This window comes from Methylomusa anaerophila, from assembly GCF_003966895.1.
GTDB lineage: Bacteria > Bacillota > Negativicutes > Sporomusales > Sporomusaceae > Methylomusa > Methylomusa anaerophila.
The window spans coordinates 2950770-2971785 of record NZ_AP018449.1; the positions used below are offsets into that span (position 1 = coordinate 2950770).

General features: G+C 49.8%; 19 protein-coding genes. 18 read left to right on the forward strand and 1 reads right to left on the reverse strand.

Features of this window, described 5'->3' with window-relative positions:
- Window positions 1–174: 174 nt before the first annotated feature.
- On the reverse strand, window positions 175–504 hold the full coding sequence (locus MAMMFC1_RS13280) for a hypothetical protein (RefSeq protein ID WP_126308964.1): 330 nt from the start codon (window positions 502–504) through the stop codon (window positions 175–177).
- Between the two features lie 294 nt (window positions 505–798).
- Between MAMMFC1_RS13280 and MAMMFC1_RS13285 the strand changes: the two genes are divergently transcribed.
- The 18 genes from MAMMFC1_RS13285 (at window position 799) to MAMMFC1_RS13370 (ending at window position 20914) form a co-directional block, all read left to right on the forward strand.
- Entirely contained in the window at window positions 799–2010 is a 1212-nt protein-coding gene (locus tag MAMMFC1_RS13285) for a sugar phosphate nucleotidyltransferase (protein ID WP_126308965.1), read from the forward strand.
- Between the two features lie 338 nt (window positions 2011–2348).
- The gene (locus tag MAMMFC1_RS13290) at window positions 2349–4352 is read left to right on the forward strand and encodes a PAS domain S-box protein (RefSeq protein ID WP_126308966.1); all 2004 of its coding nucleotides are present in this window, start codon (window positions 2349–2351) and stop codon (window positions 4350–4352) included.
- Window positions 4349–5815: a sigma-54-dependent transcriptional regulator gene (locus tag MAMMFC1_RS13295; RefSeq protein WP_126308967.1), complete on the forward strand. Its 1467-nt coding sequence runs from the start codon at window positions 4349–4351 to the stop codon at window positions 5813–5815. Before MAMMFC1_RS13290 ends, MAMMFC1_RS13295 begins: the two co-directional genes overlap by 4 nt.
- 24 nt (window positions 5816–5839) lie before the next feature.
- Window positions 5840–7015: a PAS domain-containing response regulator gene (locus MAMMFC1_RS13300; protein WP_126308968.1), complete on the forward strand. Its 1176-nt coding sequence runs from the start codon at window positions 5840–5842 to the stop codon at window positions 7013–7015.
- A 3-nt stretch (window positions 7016–7018) separates the two neighbouring features.
- Window positions 7019–7435: a response regulator gene (locus tag MAMMFC1_RS13305; RefSeq protein ID WP_126308969.1), complete on the forward strand. Its 417-nt coding sequence runs from the start codon at window positions 7019–7021 to the stop codon at window positions 7433–7435.
- Window positions 7436–7571: 136 nt separating this feature from the next.
- Window positions 7572–9371 (forward strand): PAS domain-containing sensor histidine kinase, encoded by a 1800-nt coding sequence (locus MAMMFC1_RS13310; protein ID WP_126308970.1) that lies wholly within the window; start codon window positions 7572–7574, stop codon window positions 9369–9371.
- Window positions 9372–9385: 14 nt separating this feature from the next.
- The gene (locus tag MAMMFC1_RS13315; RefSeq protein ID WP_126308971.1) at window positions 9386–9817 is read left to right on the forward strand and encodes a response regulator; all 432 of its coding nucleotides are present in this window, start codon (window positions 9386–9388) and stop codon (window positions 9815–9817) included.
- 573 nt (window positions 9818–10390) lie between these two features.
- Window positions 10391–10708, forward strand: coding sequence for a P-II family nitrogen regulator (locus MAMMFC1_RS13320; RefSeq protein ID WP_126308972.1), 318 nt, complete (start codon window positions 10391–10393; stop codon window positions 10706–10708).
- 14 nt (window positions 10709–10722) lie between these two features.
- Complete coding sequence (locus MAMMFC1_RS13325; protein WP_126308973.1) at window positions 10723–11109, forward strand: P-II family nitrogen regulator; 387 nt, start codon at window positions 10723–10725, stop codon at window positions 11107–11109.
- An 86-nt stretch (window positions 11110–11195) separates the two neighbouring features.
- The gene (gene nifH / locus MAMMFC1_RS13330) at window positions 11196–12050 is read left to right on the forward strand and encodes a nitrogenase iron protein (protein ID WP_126308974.1); all 855 of its coding nucleotides are present in this window, start codon (window positions 11196–11198) and stop codon (window positions 12048–12050) included.
- Window positions 12051–12177: 127 nt separating this feature from the next.
- Window positions 12178–13614, forward strand: a complete 1437-nt coding sequence (gene nifD, locus MAMMFC1_RS13335) for a nitrogenase molybdenum-iron protein alpha chain (RefSeq protein WP_126308975.1) — start codon at window positions 12178–12180, stop codon at window positions 13612–13614.
- Window positions 13614–15053 (forward strand): nitrogenase molybdenum-iron protein subunit beta, encoded by a 1440-nt coding sequence (gene nifK, locus MAMMFC1_RS13340; RefSeq protein WP_126308976.1) that lies wholly within the window; start codon window positions 13614–13616, stop codon window positions 15051–15053. The genes nifD and nifK overlap by 1 nt, the downstream gene beginning before the upstream one ends.
- A gap of 63 nt (window positions 15054–15116) precedes the next feature.
- Window positions 15117–15503, forward strand: a complete 387-nt coding sequence (gene nifX / locus MAMMFC1_RS13345; RefSeq protein WP_174234377.1) for a nitrogen fixation protein NifX — start codon at window positions 15117–15119, stop codon at window positions 15501–15503.
- 6 nt (window positions 15504–15509) lie between these two features.
- Window positions 15510–15776: a ferredoxin III, nif-specific gene (fdxB, locus tag MAMMFC1_RS13350; protein ID WP_126308977.1), complete on the forward strand. Its 267-nt coding sequence runs from the start codon at window positions 15510–15512 to the stop codon at window positions 15774–15776.
- A gap of 216 nt (window positions 15777–15992) precedes the next feature.
- A complete protein-coding gene (gene nifE / locus MAMMFC1_RS13355; protein WP_232035452.1) occupies window positions 15993–17402 on the forward strand; it encodes a nitrogenase iron-molybdenum cofactor biosynthesis protein NifE in 1410 nt (469 codons plus the stop codon).
- Window positions 17365–18822: a nitrogenase component 1 gene (locus tag MAMMFC1_RS13360; protein WP_126308979.1), complete on the forward strand. Its 1458-nt coding sequence runs from the start codon at window positions 17365–17367 to the stop codon at window positions 18820–18822. The genes nifE and MAMMFC1_RS13360 overlap by 38 nt, the downstream gene beginning before the upstream one ends.
- Entirely contained in the window at window positions 18749–20056 is a 1308-nt protein-coding gene (gene nifB / locus MAMMFC1_RS13365) for a nitrogenase cofactor biosynthesis protein NifB (protein WP_232035453.1), read from the forward strand. Before MAMMFC1_RS13360 ends, nifB begins: the two co-directional genes overlap by 74 nt.
- Before the next feature lie 231 nt (window positions 20057–20287).
- Window positions 20288–20914: a Fe-only nitrogenase accessory AnfO family protein gene (locus MAMMFC1_RS13370; RefSeq protein WP_126308981.1), complete on the forward strand. Its 627-nt coding sequence runs from the start codon at window positions 20288–20290 to the stop codon at window positions 20912–20914.
- Window positions 20915–21016: the final 102 nt, after the last annotated feature.

Sequence of the window (21016 nt, forward strand, 5' to 3'; positions counted from 1 at the left end):
TCACAAACCCCCAACGCGAAATAAAGCCCATAGAGCGACTTTTAGCTATGCGTTAAAACATTAACTAGACAGCAAAAATCGCGCTATGGGTTTCTTATAGCTCTTTACAGTGATTTTATGCGTTTAAAAAAAAATTTGTATCGTAGGCTATTTTATTGCCGCATAGGCGCTGAGTTATTTAACAGACTTCAGTTGGTGAATGGTGGCTTCTTGCTGGAATAGACGGTTATTGAGTATGTTAAATTTAGCGTTTAGCTCTGATATATCTTCTTTTGTGGACGTCTTGCCGGTTAGCACATTAAGGTTGTGGCCGATATTATGAAGCTGGGCGTTAACTTCTTCGGAGTTATGGCGGAGTGCGTGAATAATGCGAGTGTTTTCTTGCTGCTGGCCTTCGATATTATTGACTGTAGTCTTTAGGTCGGATAGATTGGATTCCATCCGGTCAAGGCGCTGGGTGATCTGCTTTTGGCCTTCCAGTATTTGCTTTAAAATTTCATCCATACTCAAAAACCTCTCTTTTATGCTGTAAGACCATTTTACACCAGCGCGGGAAAAGTGGACAGTCCCGAACTATTGTTCGCTGCCTTGAGATAATGCCGATTACTCTGTACACATGTGTACTTTTTCGTTATACAGAAAAGTATACATAACTGGAACCGGCAGGATGCCCGGCGGATTTGCGGGATTCTAAGGTTTGGCACGTTTTTTGCGTTAACAAAGAATATATGTTCTTCAAAGAACAAGACAGCGGCAATAGCCCAATTCCACAAAATTCATTTTCAGGAGAGGTGTCATATGTCAATAAAAGAATGCATTGCCATGATCCTAGCGGGAGGTCAAGAAAGCCATCTGGCGGCGCTGACAACTGAGGTTCCCCAATCAGCCGTACCTTTTGGCGGCAGTTGCAGACTTATCGATTTTCCCCTGAGCAACTGTTATAATTCAGGCATTGATACTGTGGGAGTGCTAACCTCGCGGCAACCCTTTGAAATGAATGGGCCGATTGATTCACGTACGGCGCAAAGCTTGCCTCACGACCGCTTCAATATACATATGCTGCCGCCGGCCGGCATGGACGGGCTTTTCTCATATACAGGCACAGCCAATGCCCTATACGAAAATATTGATTTTATCCAGCAGTTTTCCCCCGAATATATCCTTGTCCTAGCGGCAGACCATGTTTATCAGATGGACTACAGTTTGCTGATAAAATACCACAAAGAAAAAGGGGCCGATGCAACCATTGCCGTTATTGAAGTACCCTGGTCGGAAGCGCCGCGTTTTGGAATCATGACTACCCGGCTTGACGGCTCTGTCGCGGAGTTTATCGAAAAACCGGTGCAGCCGAAAAGCAACCTTGCTTCAATGGGCGTCTATATATTTTCATGGTCCAAACTAAAGTATTATTTGGGGTTGGATGAAGCCAATCCAAGCTCAAAACATGACTTCGGTAAAAATATTATCCCGGCCATGCTGAGTCAGGGAGAGCAAATATGCGCCTATCCTTTTAAAGGATACTGGAGAGACGTAGGGACGGTTAAAAGTTTATATGAAGCTCATATGGACCTATTATCAAGCCCACCTATTTTCAGGATTCAGAACATGAAATGGCCGATATATTCAACATTGAATGACTTGCCGTTGCCGGCCTCAATTATTAACCACAAGCGCAGGAAATCATTCATTGGTAAAAACTGCTGTATTCTGGGGGAGATAGATAAATCTATTATATTTCCCGATACCTATATCGGGAATAAGGCCATAGTCAAAAATTCAGTCGTTATGCCCGGGGCGTACGTAGGCCCGGGTGCGTATGTTGAAAGCGCCATAATAGGACCAGGCGCCGCAGTTGAGAATGGCTGCCCTGTACTCGGCGGGATTACGGAGGCCATTGCCGTCATTGGTCAAAATGCCGTCGCATCCTATAACAAGAGTTCGGGTGTTAAACACGCCATCAATTTGGGCGAACCTAATTATAAGGGAGATTGGCTCCAAATGATTAAGTAAAGTAAAGACGGGGAGTGAAATTAACTGCAGGAGGAACTCATTATGGCTTTCAAAAAAGTATTGCTGGTGTATGACCGGTCGGGGGGCAGCGGGAAGGCAGCCGGAGTAATCGCGGTTAAGCCTGTGAAAGTCAAAAGGCTGGAGATATGGGTTGTAAAGTAATTGAGTCAAAGAGAGACACTGGCACCGGTATTTGGTGCCATTTTATCTGCCTGCGGCACAAATCCGCCTTAAATCGCCAAACTATTGCAGGAACTGCCTTTGTCTCGTAGAATATGCAGATATTAAGCGAATAGAAAGGGTATTGGATAAATCACCGGGTAGAGGAGGTTATTGTGGTGCCGCGTGATGCAACATTTACCGACTGTAAAAATTTCCATACTGAAATGGCGGCTCACAAACAATCCATTTTAGATTGGTTCCCGGATACCATATTTCAGGTTAGCCGGTCGGGTATTATCTTGTTTTTTAAGCCGTCAAAACAGTATTCACTGCTGCTTTCCCAGGAAGCAGCAGGTCAGCACATTAGTGCAGTTTTGCCGTGGCACCCGGCAATGGCGGCAACCGAGGCCATCGCCGCGGCGTTTAATACCGGCGAGATTCAACTGTTTGAATATACTTTAAACCATAACAATAAAACCATGTATTTTGAGGCGCGGGTCACCAAGACGGGCGGGGAAGAAGCGCTGATAGTTGTAAGAGATATCAGCGAATGGCGGCGATCCGAAGCTAGCGATCTTTTATTGTTAGATGTAGCTGTCAAGGTGCAGGAGGAACAATCTTTAGAAAAAATTCTCAATCTGGTTTGTGAGCGGATTAAGATGATTTTCGGTGTCCGGCTGATATGGGTTGAACGCAAGGAAGCTGACCGTTCGGTGAAATCCTTTGCCGCAGACGGGGAAACGGCCCGGTTTCTCCAGGAGAGCACTATTGATTTAGCTGAAGGCAGCGGGCTTACCGGCACTGTTTTGCGCACAGGCAAATTTCAATTAATGGATATCGAAGATCCGCGAATGCTATCGTGGCGCAAGCAGCTTGTCAAATATGCCGTCACAACCGGGGCGGCTTTTCCATTAAAGGTTGGTGGCCTGATTCTGGGAGCGTTGACCATATTTACGGATGACCGGGATTTTTGGATAAAAAGGACCATTGTCCAGCTAACTAATATCGCCGAGCAAGTCGCCCTGGCAATACACATAACCGCTAACCGGCAGCGATTAAGACTTTTAACCGCCGGGCTGGAGTCGGCGGCCAACGCCATCCTTATTACCAGCCGGAAAGGAGACATCCAGTGGGTTAATCCTGCTTTTCTTGAGCTCAGCGGCTACAGTGCGGCCGAACTCATGGGCAGCAATATCCGCATTCTTGAATCGGGGCAGCACCCCAAATCATTTTATAAAACGATGTGGCAGTATATTTCGGCAGGCAGAATATGGCACGGTGAGGTAATCAACCGCCGGAAGGACGGCAGCCGGTATACTGCCGAAATGACGATTACGCCGGTTAGGGATGAAGCAGGCAAAATTGCCAATTTTATTTCGATCATCCAGGATGTTACCCAACGCAAACAAGCCGAGTACGAGATGCTTGAAGCACGGGAAGCGGTGGCGCGAACTGAGCGGTTAAGCGCACTGGGGATAATGGCGGCGGGAATTGCCCATGAGATAAACCAACCGCTAAATGCGTTGAAAGTAGTCGCCGACGGGATGCTCTACTGGTATGGCAAAGGCAAGGTACCCGCTATCGACAAGGTGATGGAAAATATTCAAGATATTTCCAAAGACGCCGACCGGATCGATGCGATTATCAAACATATGCGTTCTTTAATTTACAGCAGTGACTCTACACAGCAAAAACTCTGTAATATCAATCTGGCGGTAGAGGAATCATTGTCCCTGCTCGGCGCGCAGCTCAAGTCCCACAATATTGAAGTTAAGACGGTTCTGGCGGCTGAGTTGCCGCTTGTTGCCGGGAACAGTACCCAACTGGAACAGATTATTATCAATCTTCTGGTTAATGCCATGCATGCGCTGGACACAGTCGATAAACCCGACAAGCAGATTACTATTGCAACCGGCAGGAAAAAAGGCCGCGTTTTTTTGGAAGTCGGTGACAACGGGCCGGGTATAAGCGGAAAAATCAAAAGCAAAATTTTCGATCCTTTTTTTACTACTAAACCTGCCGGTGAAGGCATGGGGCTTGGTTTGTCGGTCGTCCATTCTATCGTCACATCCTATGGGGGCCAAATTAAAGTGAATGATAACAGAACAACAGGAGGCGTTACCTTTCGGATTGAATTTCCTGCCGCCATAGAAAAGCAGAAAGGAGAGAGACCTACGTGAATATTTTGCTTGTTGACGATGATGCCCGCAGCCGGGCCGGAGTTGCCAAATTTTTATGGGAAATGGGGCACCATGTGACCGAATGCTGCGACGGGGAGGAAGCTTGGGCAACTTATACCGCCAGTGCTTTTCCCATGGTGCTGTCCGACATAAAAATGCCAAGATTGTCAGGGATAGAACTGCTAAGCCGTATTACAGCCTTACCCGGCCGAAAGGCGGATGTGGTTTTATTCACCGGGCACGGGGATATGACAACGGCGATTCAAGCTTTGCGGGCAGGAGCTTATGACTACCTGCTGAAACCCATTAACGTCGAAGAATTGGCGACGATTACCGACAAAGTTGCCGAACATCAGGCGCTGCTCTACGAAAATAAAGTACTTACCGAGAGGTTCAGCGACGAAGTGCAGGCGGCGACGGAAGAAACCAGGCAGGAGCTGTCCCGGCTCAAGCGGGCATTATCTCAGGCGGCAGGTCTCGAAAATATCGGTTTTTTTTCTAAACAGATGCAGGATATTGTTCAGCAAGCGCAAAAATACCACACGAATAGATCCATACCGGTGCTGGTCGAGGGAGAAACGGGGACAGGCAAGGAAATAATATCCAGAATCATTCATTATGGCAATATGGACGGCGAAACGGACGATCAGACGCCCTTCATCGATGTAAACTGCGCCGCAATCAGCGCCAATCTGTTTGAAAGCGAACTTTTTGGCTACGAGCCCGGCGCCTTTACCGGCAGTTTAACCAAAGGACAGAAGGGCAAGCTTGATCTGGCTCAGGGCGGTACCTTGCTCCTGGATGAAGTGGGTGAAATACCTTTGGAGTTACAGGGTAAACTGCTAAGGGTACTGCAGGAAAAAGAGTTCTACCGGGTCGGTGGTTTAAAGAAAATAAAAACAGATGTGCGAATTATCTGTGCGACCAATGCTGATTTGGAGCAGCGGGTGGAGCAGGGAACTTTTCGCCGGGACCTGTATTTCCGGCTAAAAGTAGGCCACTTTCTTATTCCCCCGCTGCGCCAGCGGCGGGATGATATTATTCCCCTGTCAGAAATGTTCCTTCGCCAGTTTACAGGCAAAAAAGCAAACCGGTTTCAGCGGATTAGCGACAGTGCCGCAGCCCTCTTGCTGAATTATAACTGGCCGGGAAACATACGTGAGCTTAGGAATACCATGGAATGGGTTTTATTTATGTATGACGATGCGGAACTCAAACCGGCCCACCTGGCCCACCTGCACAACAATCCGCAACCCTCCCTCAGTTCCGCCGACAATGGACAAGCGTTTATCCCGGAGAAGTTTACCCTGCCGGCAAGCGGGTTTTCCTTAGAAGAATACGTTGACCAAATTATTGCGCAGGCCATTGAAATATGCCAGGGTAATAAAACGGCCGCAGCCATGCGGTTGGGGATTTCACGGCGTTCCTTATATAGCCGCTTAAAGAAGGTGAAAGGCAAGTAGTTTTAAGACGGGGGGGACAACATAATGGGGGAACAGGAATATCAAATGTTAACGGAAACCGAGCATCTTTTTTGCCGTGCCCGTATCCTGTATATGGAAGATGATGTCGGCCTTGGCCGTTTGCTGCAAAAAAGGCTGGAACGGATGGCCTGTATGGTGGATATCGCCCACAACGGCAGCGCCGGCCTGGAAATGTTCACAGACGGTACTTATGATGTTGTAATTACGGATTATGATATGCCGGTTGTCGACGGTCTGGAAGTTTTAAAAAAATTGAAAGATTTTATACCGGTTATTATACTTACCGGCCAAGGGGATGAAAGGGTCGCTGTGGAGGCTATGAAGCTGGGAGCTGCCGATTACGTGGCCAAAGACGCTAATGGTGAATATATCGAACTCCTGCCGTCGGTAATTGACCGGGTAATGGAGCGGCAACAGCTTATAAGGGATAAAATGCAGGCTCAGGCTGAACTGTTGGCGAGCGAAGCACGTTACCGGGCCATTGTTGAAGACCAGACCGAACTGATTTGCCGTTTCCAGCCGGGCGGTAAACTAACCTTCGCCAATGCGGCTTTTTGCCGCTATTTCGATATTCGGCCGGGGGATATAGTTTTTCAAAGCCTTACAGCCATATTGTCGCGAAAAGCCTATCAGCATATGAGGGATACTCTTAAGGCACTAACGCCCCAAACGCCGGTGGCGACAACTACTCAAAACATTAAAATGGTCGATGGTTCAGTACACTGGCTGCAATGGACCGGCCGGGCCATATTTGGCGATTCTTACAAGCTCAGGGAATATCAACTGGTGGGCCGCGATATTACCGAACTTAAATTGGCGGAGGAAGCTTTGCGGGAAGGTGAAGAGAAAAATAACGCCCTTCTAAATGCCATACCGGACCCGATTCTGAGGATCGACCGCCATGGCACCTGCGTAGATTTACGACCTGATAAAGACCGGAGTTTAAATTTGTCCCCTGATTTCATTGGTAAAAATATTGCCGAGTTTTTTCCGCCGGATGTTGTTACGTTGCTGCAGGATCACTTAAATAAAATATTCCGGGAAGGAACCGGCCAGATGTTTCAATTCGAACTGCGCCAGGGGGAAAGCGTCAGTTACCATGAGGTGAGGCTGGTCTTTGCCGGGGGAAAAGAAGCGCTGGCTATCATCCGTGATATTACCACCCAGGGAGGGGGATAGGCTATGGAACCGATCAAAATTCTTCTGGTGGAAGACGATCCCGGACATGCCCGGCTAATTGAAAGAAACCTGCGCCGGGCCGGAATTGCCAATGAAATTATCTTTATCGATAATGGACAGAGTGCGCTTGATTATCTGAATACTCCTTGCGCGACGGGAATGTACGAATGCCTGTTAATACTCCTGGATTTGAATCTGCCTGTTTTAGACGGCTACCAGGTGCTGGAAAGAATCAAGTCCGGCGAGCGGACTAAAAAAATCCCGGTCATTATACTGACTACGACCGACGTTCCCCAGGAAGTTGACAGGTGTTATGAATTGGGCTGCAATATTTTTATTACCAAGCCGGTTCAGTATGATGATTTTTGCACTGCTGTCAGCAATTTAGGGCTGTTATTGTCCATCGTTAAAATCCCGTAAGCCGATTTTTTCCTTCAGGGCCTCACCCATTTCTTTCAATACATTCCTATTTTTCAGTTTACGACAGGAATTCCTATAGTTTTGGCAAATTAATGTATTTTGTGAATTACTCACACACAAAGGATGAATAGATAATATGTTGTTTATCAACTGCCGTAAAGTCTTCAGCGTATCGTGGTCCATACCCAATGGGTTGATTGCAAGGTTTTGCACCTTGCTTTTATTGATTTTGCTTATAATCGGGCTTATGCAAACGGGTGATTCCCTGGCGGCAGAATCTCCGCCTGCCGGGAAGGTGCTTTTTAATGGGGACTACCCTATTCAGTTCAAGGTACCCTTGGAATGGGAGTTACACCGGTGGCAAATTCTCGGCGTGCTTGTCCTGGTACTGCTGGAGACATTTCTGGTTTTTCAACTATTGGCAAGCCGTCGCCAGCGCCAAAGGGCGGAAAAGGAACTCCGCCAATTGAATGTTCAATTGGAAAATAAGGTGCGGGACCGGATGAGCGAACTGCAGGATATCAATGCCACGCTGGAAGAGGAAATTGCCGAACGGCAGGCGACAGAGGAGGAGTTGCGTGCGACCTACGATGCGCTTACGGCTAGCCAGGGCCGTTATCAAGGTCTGTTTGATCACATGCAGAACCCATTTACCTTGAAAAAGGTTATTATTGATGATCATGGACGACCGGCCGATCTCGAGTATGTGGAAGTTAACCCAATGTTTCAAAGGATGATTGGCCGCAAGGCCGGCAATATTGTGGGCAAACGGTTCAAAGAGGTGTACCCTGCCCTCACCGAGAAACCCTTCGACTGGATTCAGGAACTGGGCGAAGTCGCGCTCAACGGTCAGCCGAAAAATTTCGAAGCCTATTTCGGAATTAGCCGCAGATGGTATCAGTTTTCCGCCTATAGTCCGGAGCAAGGATCTATTGCCCTCATTTCCACCGATATCACAGCGGGAAAACAAGCAGAGCAACAATTGCAATATCTGAATGAACAGTTAAAAAGTAAAATGCAGGAACTGCAGGATATTAACGCCACGCTGGAAGAGGAAATCAGCGAACGGCAGACTGCCCAGGAAGCGCTTGTGGCCAGCCGGGACTCACTCCTAGTGAGGGAGGCCCAACTGAAACATTACGCTTCCGAATTGGTTGACACCAATAAAGAGCTCAGGGATTTTGCCAATATCGTGGCCCATGATTTCCGAACACCCATGGTCAACCTGAAAGGTTTTGCCCAGGAACTCGACCATACTTTGGCCGATCTGAGACAAATTATCCAAGATCAGGCAGCGTACTTTCCAGACGAAGTTTCCCAAAAAGTGGATGAACTGCTGGACAGGGATGTGCCTGAGGCCCTTACCTATATTCACTCTTCTGTCGACCGGCTGGACAGAATGGTTGCCACTCTCTTAAAGCTGGCCCAGGTTGGCCGCCGCGAAATGTCCTATCAACAAGTTGATATGCGTGAACTGGTCGGCAATGTCATGCAGTCTTTCGATCGTCAGATTACACACAATGGCATTCAAACCCAGGTTGGGACGTTACCTCAAATCGAAACCGATCAACTGGCCCTGGAGCAGATAATCGGCAACTTACTGGATAACGCCATAAAATACCTGGAACCCGGCCGGCCAGGCAGGATTGAAATATCTTGCATTGATAACGGTGATGAATATCTGTTTTGCATCGAAGATAATGGGCGGGGCATCGCCGCGATGGATTGTGAGAAAATTTTTGATATTTTTCGGCGGTCAGGAAAACAAGACATGCCGGGGGAAGGTATGGGCCTGGCGTATGTCAGGACTCTGATCCGGCAACTGGGTGGCAAGGTGTGGTGCAAATCAGAACTTGGGATTGGGACCAAGATGAATTTTACCATTCCTAAAAGGCATTATAACGATAATTTGACTAACTCCGCCGTCGTCATTTAGAAAGGAGCTAAAATATGTTGCGGACCAAAAAAATATTGCTGGTGGAAGACGACCCTGGCCATACCCGTTTAATTGAAAAGAACCTGCGCCGTGCCGGGATTGCAAATGATATCGTTTTTTTTGATAATGGACAGAGCCTGCTTGATTATCTGAGCACTCCTGTTTGTGAACAGGGAACGCAAGAATGCCTGCTAATGCTGCTGGACTTGAATCTGCCGGTTTTTGACGGCTACCAAGTGCTGCAACGAATCAAAGCCGACCAGCGGACCAAGAAAATTCCGATAATTGTCCTGACTACTACCGATATTCCCCAGGATGTAGAACGCTGTTACGACCTGGGCTGCAATTTGTTTATTACCAAACCAATTCAGTATGAGGAATTCAGTACGGCTATCCGGAATCTGGGCTTGCTGCTGTCCGTTGTAAAAATCCCTTCTGCCCAGTGAATTTGCCCCCTTTTTTTGCAACCTGCCGGCTTAGCGGACTGTCAGTTTCCTACTGTACTTGCAATAATTTTTGATAATTATGATAATACTGTTTAATAAAATAATTGCGACTATTTTTCATGTTATTGCACTATCTCCGGACTTATGATACACTTTAACCAATCTAATACATTAACAAAAGCGACGAGGCTTACGAACGTACAGTTTGTAAGCCTCTTTCTGCTCCTACCGGCTCCTGATCCGTCAAAGATCAGCAAGGTAGTTGTGGTAAAGACCACGGATAAGCAACGGAGCTTATAAATGCCATGCGCGTTTATAAGCTTTTTTTGTCTAGCCGGTTATTTCAGCCAAAGGAAGAAAGCAAGGGCGATATGCCCGCAAGCAACGGGGCTTGCGACGAAGGACCGTCGTGTGCTCTTTCGCTATTTAAGGAGGTGGTGGCGCCATCAGCAAAAAAAGTGCTTCATAGGTATTCGCAGTACCCATGAAGCGGGTGGTAAATAACCTAAGGGGTGCTCAGGTATATATTACCTGTATTCATTATACCACAGGGATGAAGAGGAGGAAATGCCCATGAAAATGATTCGAGCTATTGTCAGACCGGAAAAAAGTGAAACTGTTGCTGAAAAATTGGCTGAAACCGGCCTGGTATCCATGACCAAGATGCATGTATTTGGCCGGGGTAAGGGCAAGGGTTTGCAAGTTGGAGATATTCGTTATGACGAGCTTCCCAAGGTTATGCTGCTCATGGTTGTTCCCGACGAAGCGGTAGAAAAGGCCGTGGACATTATTATTGAAACCGGCAAGACCGGTTACGTCGGTGACGGAAAAATTTTCATCTCCCCGGTAGAGGCGGCTTATACAGTACGAACCGGCGAAGCCGGGTTGTAAAGGAGCGACGGCAGATGAAGGAAATTATCGCTTTTGTTAGACGCCATCAGGTTCCGGCTTCCAAAAAAGCGCTGGAGGAGGCGGGATTCAGCGCTCTCACCCTGCACAGCGTTGAAGGCCGCGGTAAGCAAAAGGGCGTAGGCGGCTGGGCGGCAGAAGTAGATCCCGAGATGAACAAGCTGCTAAAATATGAAACTCCGGTGCCGGAAGCTACAATGAAGTGGATTCCCAAACGGATGCTGAGCCTGATTGTCAAGGACGAGGATGTTGAAAAGGCTGTAAGTGCCTTAATTAAGGCCAATCAAACAGGACACATCGGCGACGGTAAAATTTTTGTTTGCCCGCTGGAGGAGATTGTAAGGGTTAGAACCGGTGAGACCGGTCCCCGGGCTGTTTCCTAAGATATTGTCCCCAAAGCGCAGCGGCGTCTTTTGGAACAGTATCTGAAAATCAAGGGTTATCTTAAGACAAGAGAGGAGAGTTAATCATGAGACAGATTGCTATTTACGGAAAAGGCGGTATCGGCAAGTCCACTACCACTCAAAATACGGTGGCAGCTTTAGCCGAAATGGGTAAAAAGGTCATGATCGTCGGCTGCGACCCCAAAGCTGACGCTACGAGACTTATTCTTAACATCAAGGCCCAGACCACGGTTATGGATTTGGCCAGGGAAAGAGGCACGGTGGAAGACCTGGAACTGAATGACGTTTTGTATACGGGATTTGGTAATGTTCGCTGCGCCGAATCAGGCGGTCCTGAGCCGGGCGTTGGCTGCGCCGGACGCGGTGTTATCACCGCCATCAACTTTTTGGAAGAGCAGGGCGCTTATACCCCGGATCTGGATTACGTCTTTTACGACGTATTGGGCGACGTAGTTTGCGGTGGTTTCGCCATGCCGATCCGGGAGAATAAAGCCCAGGAAATTTACATTGTTTGTTCCGGCGAGATGATGGCCATGTACGCGGCCAACAACATTGCCAAAGGCATTTTGAAATACGCCACATCCGGCAAGGTTCGCATGGGGGGACTCATTTGCAACAGCCGGAAAACCGACAAAGAGTATGAGTTAATCGACGCGCTTGCCAAACGTCTCAACACCCAGATGATTCACTTTATTCCCCGCGACAACGAGGTACAGCGGGCGGAACTTCGCCGGATGACCGTTATCCAGTATAACGATAAACATGCGCAGGCGGACGAATACCGCGCTCTGGCCAGAAAAATGGACGCCAACACCAACATGGTTGTTCCGACCCCGTTGACCATGGACGAACTGGAAGAACTCCTGATGGAGTATGGCATCCTGGAAGACGAAGCGACGGCAGCCGCCAAGCTGGGGTAATAAGCAGCGAACCGAATCTTTGCAAGCCCAAAACGAGCAAAAAAATTTGCGGGAGTCCTTTAGTTAGGGTGGAGCGATAACATCTTTAACAATTAAATAAATTATGTAATTATCGGAGGTGACCGCGGTGGGAGAAAAACCTAACGCTTCCATGGTCGAAGAAATATTATCGGTTTATCCGGAAAAGGCCAAAAAACTAAGAGCTAAACACATCGTTGTCAAAGAAGAGGGCTCTACCTGCGCCATCAAGTCCAACATAAAATGCATACCAGGACTTATGACAGCCCGCGGTTGCGCTTATGCCGGCGCCAAAGGCGTTGTTTGGGGACCCTTAAGAGACATGATTCATATTTCTCACGGTCCTGTCGGTTGCGGCTATTACTCCTGGGGAGGCCGGCGCAACCTGACTTCAGGCAAATTAGGCGTCGAGACTTTTTCGCTGATGCAGTTTACTTCCGACTTTTCCGAAGGCGACATCGTTTACGGCGGTGATAAGAAGCTGGCCAAGGTTCTCAAAGAAGCCAAAGAACTGTTCCCCACCGTCCAGGGCTTTTCCATCTGCTCCGAGTGCCCGGTCGGTTTAATCGGGGATGATATCGAGAGCGTAGCCAGAAATATGACCAAAGAACTGGAACTTCCCATTGTCCCGGTTCGCTGTGAAGGTTTCCGCGGCATCAGCCAGTCCTTAGGCCACCATATCGCCAACGACGCCGTCCGGGACCACCTGTTGGGGAAAAGGGAACGGCCGGAGGAGGTAGGACCGTATGATGTATCTCTTATCGGTGACTACAACATCGGCGGTGACGTCTGGGCCTCCAAAAAAATCCTGGAAGAGATGGGACTAAGGGTCCGCAATGTCTGGACGGGCGACGGCACCACCGAAGGGATGATGGCCGCCCATCAGGTCAAGTTGAACCTGATTCACTGCTACCGCAGCATGAACTACATCTGCCGGCACATGGAAGAAACCTACGGTATTCCTTGGCTGGAGTTCAACTTCTTCGGGCCGAGCAAGATTAAGGAATCCATCCGCAAAATCGCCGCTCAGTTCGACGAAACCATCCAGCAGAAGGGCGAGGAAGTCATCGCTAAGTATGACCCGCTGATGCAGAAAGTCCTCGATCAATACCGTCCCCGCCTGGAAGGCAAGCGAGTCATGCTTTATGTCGGCGGTTTGCGTCCCCGCCACACCATAGGCGCTTACGAGGACCTGGGCATGGAAGTCGTCGGCACAGGCTACGAATTTGCCCACAAGGATGACTATGACCGGACCTTCCCCCAAATGAAAGAGGGAACCGTTATCTATGATGACGCTACCGAACATGAATTGGATGAATTCGTTAACCGCATACGGCCCGACCTTGTCGGCTCAGGGATCAAGGAAAAGTATGTTTTTGAAAAAATGGGCGTTCCCTTCCGCCAGATGCACTCCTGGGACTACTCGGGACCATACCATGGTTATGACGGTTTCCCCATCTTCGCCCGCGATATGGACATGGCTATCAACAGCCCGGCCAGGGGCCTCACGCAAGCGCCCTGGAAAAAAGACAAGGAGGTGCGCTAATGAGCACGGCAAATAACTGCGCCCAGTCCGTCCAATCCGTATTAGACTGGATGGCCACAGAAGAATACAAAGAAAAGAACTTTGCCCGGGAAGCCCTGGTCATCAACCCGGCCAGGACCTGCCAGCCCTTTGGCGCTATGCTCTGCGCCCTGGGAATTGAGGGTTGCCTGCCTTTTCTCCACGGGTCCCAGGGTTGCGCCGCTTATTTCCGTTCCTGCCTGACCCGGCATGTCCGGGAGCCTGTCCCGATGGTATCCGACTCCATGACCGAGGACGCCGCCGTGTTCGGCGGTCAGGCCAACCTGATCGAAGGCTTGAAAAACGCCTATGCCACCTATAAACCGTCGATAATCGGCATGTTTTCCAGTTGTATGGCGGAAGTTATCGGCGACGATATGAAATCATTTATTGGCAACGCGCGTAATCAGGGCGCCATACCGGAAGACTTTCCCATCGCCTATGCCAATACCCCAAGTTTCGTGGGTTCACACATCACCGGTTTTGATAACATGCTCAAAGGCCTGCTCCAGTCCCTGGCCGATACCCGGCATGGCAAATGGACCAACGGCCGCTTGTATGTGGTTCCCGGCTTTGACCTTTACCCGGCCAATCTGCGGGAATACCGCCGCCTGATCACCGCCATGGGCATCTACATGACCGTGCTGCCTGACTTCACTGAAGCCCTGGATTCACCCAATACCGGCGAGTACAAAATGTACCAGCCCGGCACGTCCATGGCCGAATTGGCCGATGCCCTGAATGCCTCCGGCTTCATCTTCCTGCAGAAATACTCTACCGCCGGTACCCAGAAATTTGTCAAAAACGTGCAAAAGATCACTTCCGAGGCGGTAACCATGCCTGTCGGCATCCGCAACACCGACGCTTTCCTCATGACTTTGCAGGCGATGACCGGCAAGTCGATCCCGGCCGAAATAGAAAAAGAGCGGGGCCGGGCGGTGGACGCGGCTATCGACGCTCACCAATATATTCACGGCAAGCGCTTCGCCCTGTACGGCGACCCGGATTTGCTCCTCGGTCTCGTCGGCTTCCTGCTGGACATGGGCGGTATCCCGGTTCATATCCTCTGCAGCAACGGCAACGAGCCTTTCCGCAAAGAAATGGAAGCACTGCTGGCATCCAGCTCCTTTGGCAGCGAGGGCAGGGTATACAACGGTAAAGACCTCTGGCACCTGCGTTCTCTGCTGCTCACCGAGCCGGTGGATATGCTGATCGGTGATACTCACGGCAAGACCGTTGCCAAAGACGCCAATATTCCGCTGGCCCGCATCGGCTATTACCTGCCCGACCGCGTGCATCTGCACCGCCAGCCCATCGTCGGCTATCAAGGCGCCATCAACCTGATAACCATGATCGCCAACCTATTTATCGATGAATATGACCGCAATTGTCCTGAGGAGCGCTTTGAATTCCTGCGATAAAAGTATGCAATGCAGCCACCCAATACCCTCACCAAGCAATGAGCCGCTAAGGAGGTGATGTCCATGCGTATCGCCTTTGCTACTCTGGGTCAGGACAGGATTGACGCCCACTTTGGCGAGGCTCCTGCCTTTGCCACCTATGATGTTACCCCTGATAATGTCAGATTTATCGGTATGATCTACCTCCCGGAGCAGTTTGCTGAAGACGATAAGGTTGAAAGCCGGGCCGAGATGCTGCGGGAATGTGCCGTGGTTTATTGCACGCAAATCGGCGGGCCGGCGGCTGCCCGGCTGATCCAGCAGAATATTCATCCGCTTAAGGTGAGCGAAGGGACCTCTATCGAAGGCGAACTGCAGCGCTTTCAAACAATGCTGAAAGGCAATCCGCCGCCATGGTTGCGCAAACGGTTAGCTGAAGAAAGAGAAAGCAATGATAAGCAAGGAGGATAAGGAGGCATGTCGGTGTACAAAGGATTAAACTACGGTGGAACGGAATGGATTCCCAAATTTGTCACAAGTATTGATCCGGAAAAATGTATTGGCTGCGGCCGCTGCGTCAAGGTATGCTCCCAGGGAGTGCTGGGTTTCGGCAACAAAGATGACGATGAGGACGCGGACCGGATGCAGGCAAACATCGCCAGAAAGGAAAGATGCATTGGTTGCCGGGCGTGTGCCCTGACCTGTGTCAAAAAAGCCTACAGCCACGAGCCTAAAGCGGTATAACACTTTCGTGGACCAGGCGATCCAGACGCATCATTTATCCTTGATCCAGGTTGCGAAACGGTTTATTAGCGACAAAGACTACGTATGTCCGTGGAATGCCCTCCCGCTAAGGAAAGGGGACACACTTTCCGCGAATAACATAAGCCACATGTTAGGAAAGGGATGTCCCCATTGTAAGGGGAGGGCGCCAGTGGATTAAAAATGAAGAGGTGAATGATGATGCAAGGAACTGGACGGCCCGATCCGGCCATTGAAGAAAGAAAAGATTCCATCCAAACCAAAGGCAAACAAAAACAACAGCTGAAATGCGACACCGAAAGCGTCGCCGGCTGTGTCAGCCAGCGGGCTTGCGTTTATTGCGGCGCCAGGGTTGTTCTAAACCCTGTCACCGACGCCATCCATTTGGTGCACGGACCTATCGGCTGTGCCAGTTATACCTGGGACATCCGGGGCAGCCTGAGCAGTAACTCGGACCTTTACCGCTTCAGCTTCTCCACCGACTTGCAGGAATTAGACGTGGTTTTCGGCGGGGAAAAGAAATTGACCAGGGCCATTGACGACCTGGTTGCCAAGTATCACCCCAAATTGGTTTTTGTTTACTCCACTTGCATCGTCGGCGTGATTGGCGACGATCTGGAGGCAGTTTGTAAAGCTGCCGCTCAAAAATACGGAATCGAAGTGATCCCAGTACAATCCAGCGGCTTTATCGGCAATAAATCGGCCGGCTACCGAGCCGCCTGCGATGCTCTGTTGAAATTGATCAAACCGGCTGAAAACGAAAAAATCCAAAAGAATAATACCATTAATTATTTAGGAGACTTCAATCTGGCCGGCGAGGTCTGGATTATTAGGAATTACCTGAAACGGATGGGCCTCGAACTCAATGTGGCCTTCACCGGGGACTCCAACTACGAAACTTTGAAAACAGCGACCAAGGCGTCCTTAAATATCGTACAATGCGCCGGATCGATGATATATTTAGCCAACCAGATGAAGGACCTTTATGACATTCCCTATCTCAACGTCTCCTTCTTAGGCCTGGAAGACACTTCAGACTCCTTGCGCCGGATTGCCAAAACCTATAACGACCTTGATATAATGCGCCGGACGGAAGAGTTAATTAAAGCCGAAACAGCGGCAGTGGCCGGCGACATCCGGTCCTACCGGGAAAAATTCATGGGTAAAAAGGCTGCCATATATGTAGGCGGGGGCTTTAAAGCCATTTCCCTGATTAAGCAGTTCCGGGAAATCGGTATCGATGTGGTCATGATCGGAACCCAGACCGGCCGTAAGGAAGAATATGACACCATCAACGACTTGGTGGATGACGGCACCGTGATTCTGGATGACGCCAATCCATCGGAACTGGAAAAATTCATGGTGGAAAAAGGCGCTCACCTCCTGGTGGGCGGGGTGAAGGAGCGGCCGCTGGCTTATAAGCTGGGGATGGCCTTTATTGATCATAACCATGATCGCAAGCACCCCTTAAGCGGTTATGTGGGAGCCGTTAACTTCGCCCGGGAAGTATATTCCACCGTTTGCTCCCCGGTTTGGAAATATACCGGCAGCATGGGAGGAGGGGATTTATATGGCCAAAAAGACCGCCTCATATCGCAATGTCAATGAGAACCCCTGTAATATGTGCATGCCCATGGGCGGCATCCTGCCCCTCAAGGGAGTGGAGCAGGCCATGGTAATCATCCACGGATCCCAGGGCTGCAGCACCTATATGCGCCGGCATATTGCCGAGCATTTCAACGAACCCATTGACGTGGCTTCCTCCTCGATGAACGAAAAAGGAACGGTCTACGGGGGCGAAAATAATCTTAAAAAAGGTCTTGATAACTTAATCAAGTTATATAATCCTAAGTTGATCGGGGTCCTGACCACCTGTCTGGCGGAAACCATCGGCGAAGATATCGACCGGATAACTACTGACTATTTGCTGGAAAGAGGGCTTGACCTGCCAATCGTGACCGTACCTACTCCCGGTTATGGTGGTACTCATACCGAAGGCTACTTCCTGGCAGTTAAAAAAATAGTGGAAAAACTGGCCCGGCCAACCGAACGGCATGCCAAAATTAATATTCTTGTTCCGAATATCAGCCCTGCCGATATCCGGGAGATCAAAAGAATTCTGGCGTTAATGGGCGCTGAATACACTCTTTGCCCGGATTTCTCCGATACCCTGGACCGCCCCTATGCCAAACCTTACAAAAAGGTGCCGGATGGGGGAACCAGGATTGAGGATATCGCCGCCATGCCCGGTGCGCCGGCTACTGTAGAGATCGGGGTTGCCATAGACGACCGCAGTTCAGCCGGTAAGTACCTGGCGGACAAATTCGGGGTATCCCTGTATCAGGTACCCATACCCACCGGGATCGAGAATACCGACATTTTTGTGAATACCTTACAAAAAATTACCGGCCGGGATATCCCGGCGAGCCTGGTCATGGAAAGAGGCAGGCTGCTGGACTGCATGATCGATTCCCATAAGTATAACTTCCAGGGCCGCAGCGTAATTTTTGGTGAACCGGATCAGGTTTATGCCAATACCTGTACCTGTATGGAGAACGGAATTTATCCGGTGGTGGTGGCAACCGGCAGCAATAACGAGAAATTGGCGGCCCTTTTCGACGAACTTTTTGAACAGTGCCCGCACGAAGTTAAATACTTAAATCAAACCGATTTTGCCCATATCCGGGCTGAAAGCGCCAGGCTTAAGGCCAATGTGGCCATCGGCCACTCGGATGGCCGTTATTTGACGGAAAGAGAAGGGATTCCCCTGATCCGGGCAGGTTTTCCCATTCACGACCGGGTAGGGGGGCAGCGATTGCTGTCGGTGGGCTATACCGGTACCACCATGTTCCTGGATCGCATAACCAATACTTTGCTGGAAAACAAATACCGGCATTACCGCAGCACCATGTACGAGAAGTTCTATCAAGGCAGTGACGACAGCAATGACAGCAATGACAATGTTGCCGGTCTACGGGAAGGGCGAGGTGAAGAAAATGAACTGTTCTGCCCACCAAAGCAGCAATAAGTTAACCCAGGAGACACTGGCGAAGATGAAAAAACACCCCTGTTATTCTGCCGATGCCCAGCACCAGCATGCCAGAATGCATCTGCCCGTAGCGCCCCGGTGCAATATCGGCTGTAATTATTGCAACCGGAAATATGACTGCCTGCATGAGAGCCGGCCCGGTGTTACCAGCGAGGTCCTGACGCCGGCAGCGGCGCGGCAGAAATATTTGATAGTCAAGGAGAAAATTGAGAATTTAAGCGTGGTGGGCATCGCCGGTCCCGGAGATGCCCTGGCTGACTGGGCCAATACCCAAAAGACCATCCAGGAGATTCAGGCATGTGATCCGGAGGTAATATTCTGTCTTTCCACCAATGGGCTGCTGCTGCCCGAGTATGCCGCCGAAATTGTGGCCTTGGGCCTTAAGCATGTCACTGTTACGTTAAACACCCTGGAACCGGAAACCGGGGCCCGGATTTATAAATATGTCAACTATCGCGGAAAAAGGTACGAGGGAGCGGAAGGAGCCGCTATCTTACTGAAAAATCAGCTGGCCGGCATCGCTTACCTGGCTGGGCAGGGGGTGGCGGTTAAAGTGAATATCGTCATGATCCCGGATATCAACGACCGGGAGATTCCGGCCATCGTTAAAAAAGCAAAGGAATTAGGAGCCTTTATTACCAATATCATGCCTTTGATTCCCGCCCCGGGCAGTGCCTTTCAAGACTATCCCCAGACCAGTATGACCGACATCAATAACATGCGCAAAGCATGTCAGGCGGATTTACAGCAGATGACCCACTGCCGGCAGTGCCGGGCCGACGCCATTGGTTTTCTCGGTGACGACAGGTCGTTGGAATTCAGAGGCTGCTCCAAGTTGCCGGCTGAACCTGTAACGATTGCCGGGAAGACGGAGAAAACATATAAAATCGCCGTAGCCACCAAACACGGCCGGCTGGTTGACCAACATTTCGGCCATGCCGCGGAGCTATCCATTTATCAGGGTGACGGGGATAAATTCCAATTGCTTGAAAAGCGTCAGGTGGCCCAATATTGTACCGGCGGGGAAGAATGTGACCCCCAGGAATCGGTTAAGGAAAAAACCATCAGCGCCATTAAGGATTGTGATGCCGTGATATCCCTGCGTATCGGCTATGCCGCCAAGCAGAACCTGGCCCAAAACAATATTGTTAGTGTGGAGTATTACGACACAGTAGAAAACGGTTTAAAATATGCTGTGCAGGCGTTGAAGTAGGGAACTGCTTATAGACCGTCATCTGCGTCGTTGCTCCTGCGGTCCTCACTCCGGCGTACAACCGGTACGCCTGCGTTCCGGTACTCGTCGCGCCTAGCATCTAACGATCTCTAAGCAGTTCGTGGCATTTGATAAACTGGGTCGAGACAATGGGCTATGGGATTCTCAATCAGCAGAGAGGCTTCTGTCAGAAGGCTGGGGTTGGTACAACTTACAGAAAGGAGCTTGGCTATGACTAAGGAGATTGCCGTGCATACCGGGGAAGGCGGGGAGACTGCCGCCATTGATGTTCCGGGAACCATAGTTTTTTACCGCAAGCAAATGGGTATATGGGGCGTTGAACGGACAAGGGACTTTGCGCTGGCCCCGGAGAAAGGTTTGCGTGAGATGCGCAAACAGGTAGCGGAACTGGTTGCCGATCTGGGGGACTGCAAGGTATTCGTAGCCAGCGCTGTTAACGGTGTTCCCTACTTTGAACTGGAAAAAGCAGGGTCCAGCGTCTGGGAGTTTGCGGGCAAACCACAGGATTTTCTGGATTACGTGCTGGAAAAGGAAGAAGAGTCGGCACAGGCCATTGCTCCGGAATCTATCGTTATGCCTGTGCCGGAAAATTTAGGCAAGGGTTGTTACCGTATATCCATTAAAGAAATTCAGGAAACAGGTACGGGAATTACATCCAAACAGGTTTTGCAGCCGATTCTGCGGCAGGAAAATTTTCATCAGTTGGAAGTAATCTGCAACCATATTCCCCCGTGGCTGGAAGCCGATATGATGGGCGGCAGCTTCTCCTGTGTCAGTAAAAAAATTACCCCTAGTGAAAGCAAGGTTGTCATTCGCAAAAAAAAGCATGGAAAATAAACAATTCGGCGTATCTATACAGGTTACCAAATGCCTCGAACTGTTTAGAAATCGTCAGGTGCTAGGCGCGACGAGGAGCACAGCGGAGGCGTACTGGTTGTA

What these genes read in the sequence shown, in the direction of transcription:
- MAMMFC1_RS13280 (WP_126308964.1), bottom strand. Translation starts at nt 504, where the DNA reads ATGGATGAAATTTTAAAGCAAATACTGGAAGGCCAAAAGCAGATCACC.
- MAMMFC1_RS13285 (WP_126308965.1), top strand. Translation starts at nt 799, where the DNA reads ATGTCAATAAAAGAATGCATTGCCATGATCCTAGCGGGAGGTCAAGAA.
- MAMMFC1_RS13300 (WP_126308968.1), top strand. Translation starts at nt 5,840, where the DNA reads ATGGGGGAACAGGAATATCAAATGTTAACGGAAACCGAGCATCTTTTT.
- MAMMFC1_RS13305 (WP_126308969.1), top strand. Translation starts at nt 7,019, where the DNA reads ATGGAACCGATCAAAATTCTTCTGGTGGAAGACGATCCCGGACATGCC.
- MAMMFC1_RS13310 (WP_126308970.1), top strand. Translation starts at nt 7,572, where the DNA reads ATGTTGTTTATCAACTGCCGTAAAGTCTTCAGCGTATCGTGGTCCATA.
- MAMMFC1_RS13315 (WP_126308971.1), top strand. Translation starts at nt 9,386, where the DNA reads ATGTTGCGGACCAAAAAAATATTGCTGGTGGAAGACGACCCTGGCCAT.
- MAMMFC1_RS13320 (WP_126308972.1), top strand. Translation starts at nt 10,391, where the DNA reads ATGAAAATGATTCGAGCTATTGTCAGACCGGAAAAAAGTGAAACTGTT.
- MAMMFC1_RS13325 (WP_126308973.1), top strand. Translation starts at nt 10,723, where the DNA reads ATGAAGGAAATTATCGCTTTTGTTAGACGCCATCAGGTTCCGGCTTCC.
- nifH (WP_126308974.1), top strand. Translation starts at nt 11,196, where the DNA reads ATGAGACAGATTGCTATTTACGGAAAAGGCGGTATCGGCAAGTCCACT.
- nifK (WP_126308976.1), top strand. Translation starts at nt 13,614, where the DNA reads ATGAGCACGGCAAATAACTGCGCCCAGTCCGTCCAATCCGTATTAGAC.
- nifX (WP_174234377.1), top strand. Translation starts at nt 15,117, where the DNA reads ATGCGTATCGCCTTTGCTACTCTGGGTCAGGACAGGATTGACGCCCAC.
- fdxB (WP_126308977.1), top strand. Translation starts at nt 15,510, where the DNA reads ATGTCGGTGTACAAAGGATTAAACTACGGTGGAACGGAATGGATTCCC.
- nifE (WP_232035452.1), top strand. Translation starts at nt 15,993, where the DNA reads ATGATGCAAGGAACTGGACGGCCCGATCCGGCCATTGAAGAAAGAAAA.
- MAMMFC1_RS13360 (WP_126308979.1), top strand. Translation starts at nt 17,365, where the DNA reads ATGGCCAAAAAGACCGCCTCATATCGCAATGTCAATGAGAACCCCTGT.
- nifB (WP_232035453.1), top strand. Translation starts at nt 18,749, where the DNA reads ATGACAATGTTGCCGGTCTACGGGAAGGGCGAGGTGAAGAAAATGAAC.
- MAMMFC1_RS13370 (WP_126308981.1), top strand. Translation starts at nt 20,288, where the DNA reads ATGACTAAGGAGATTGCCGTGCATACCGGGGAAGGCGGGGAGACTGCC.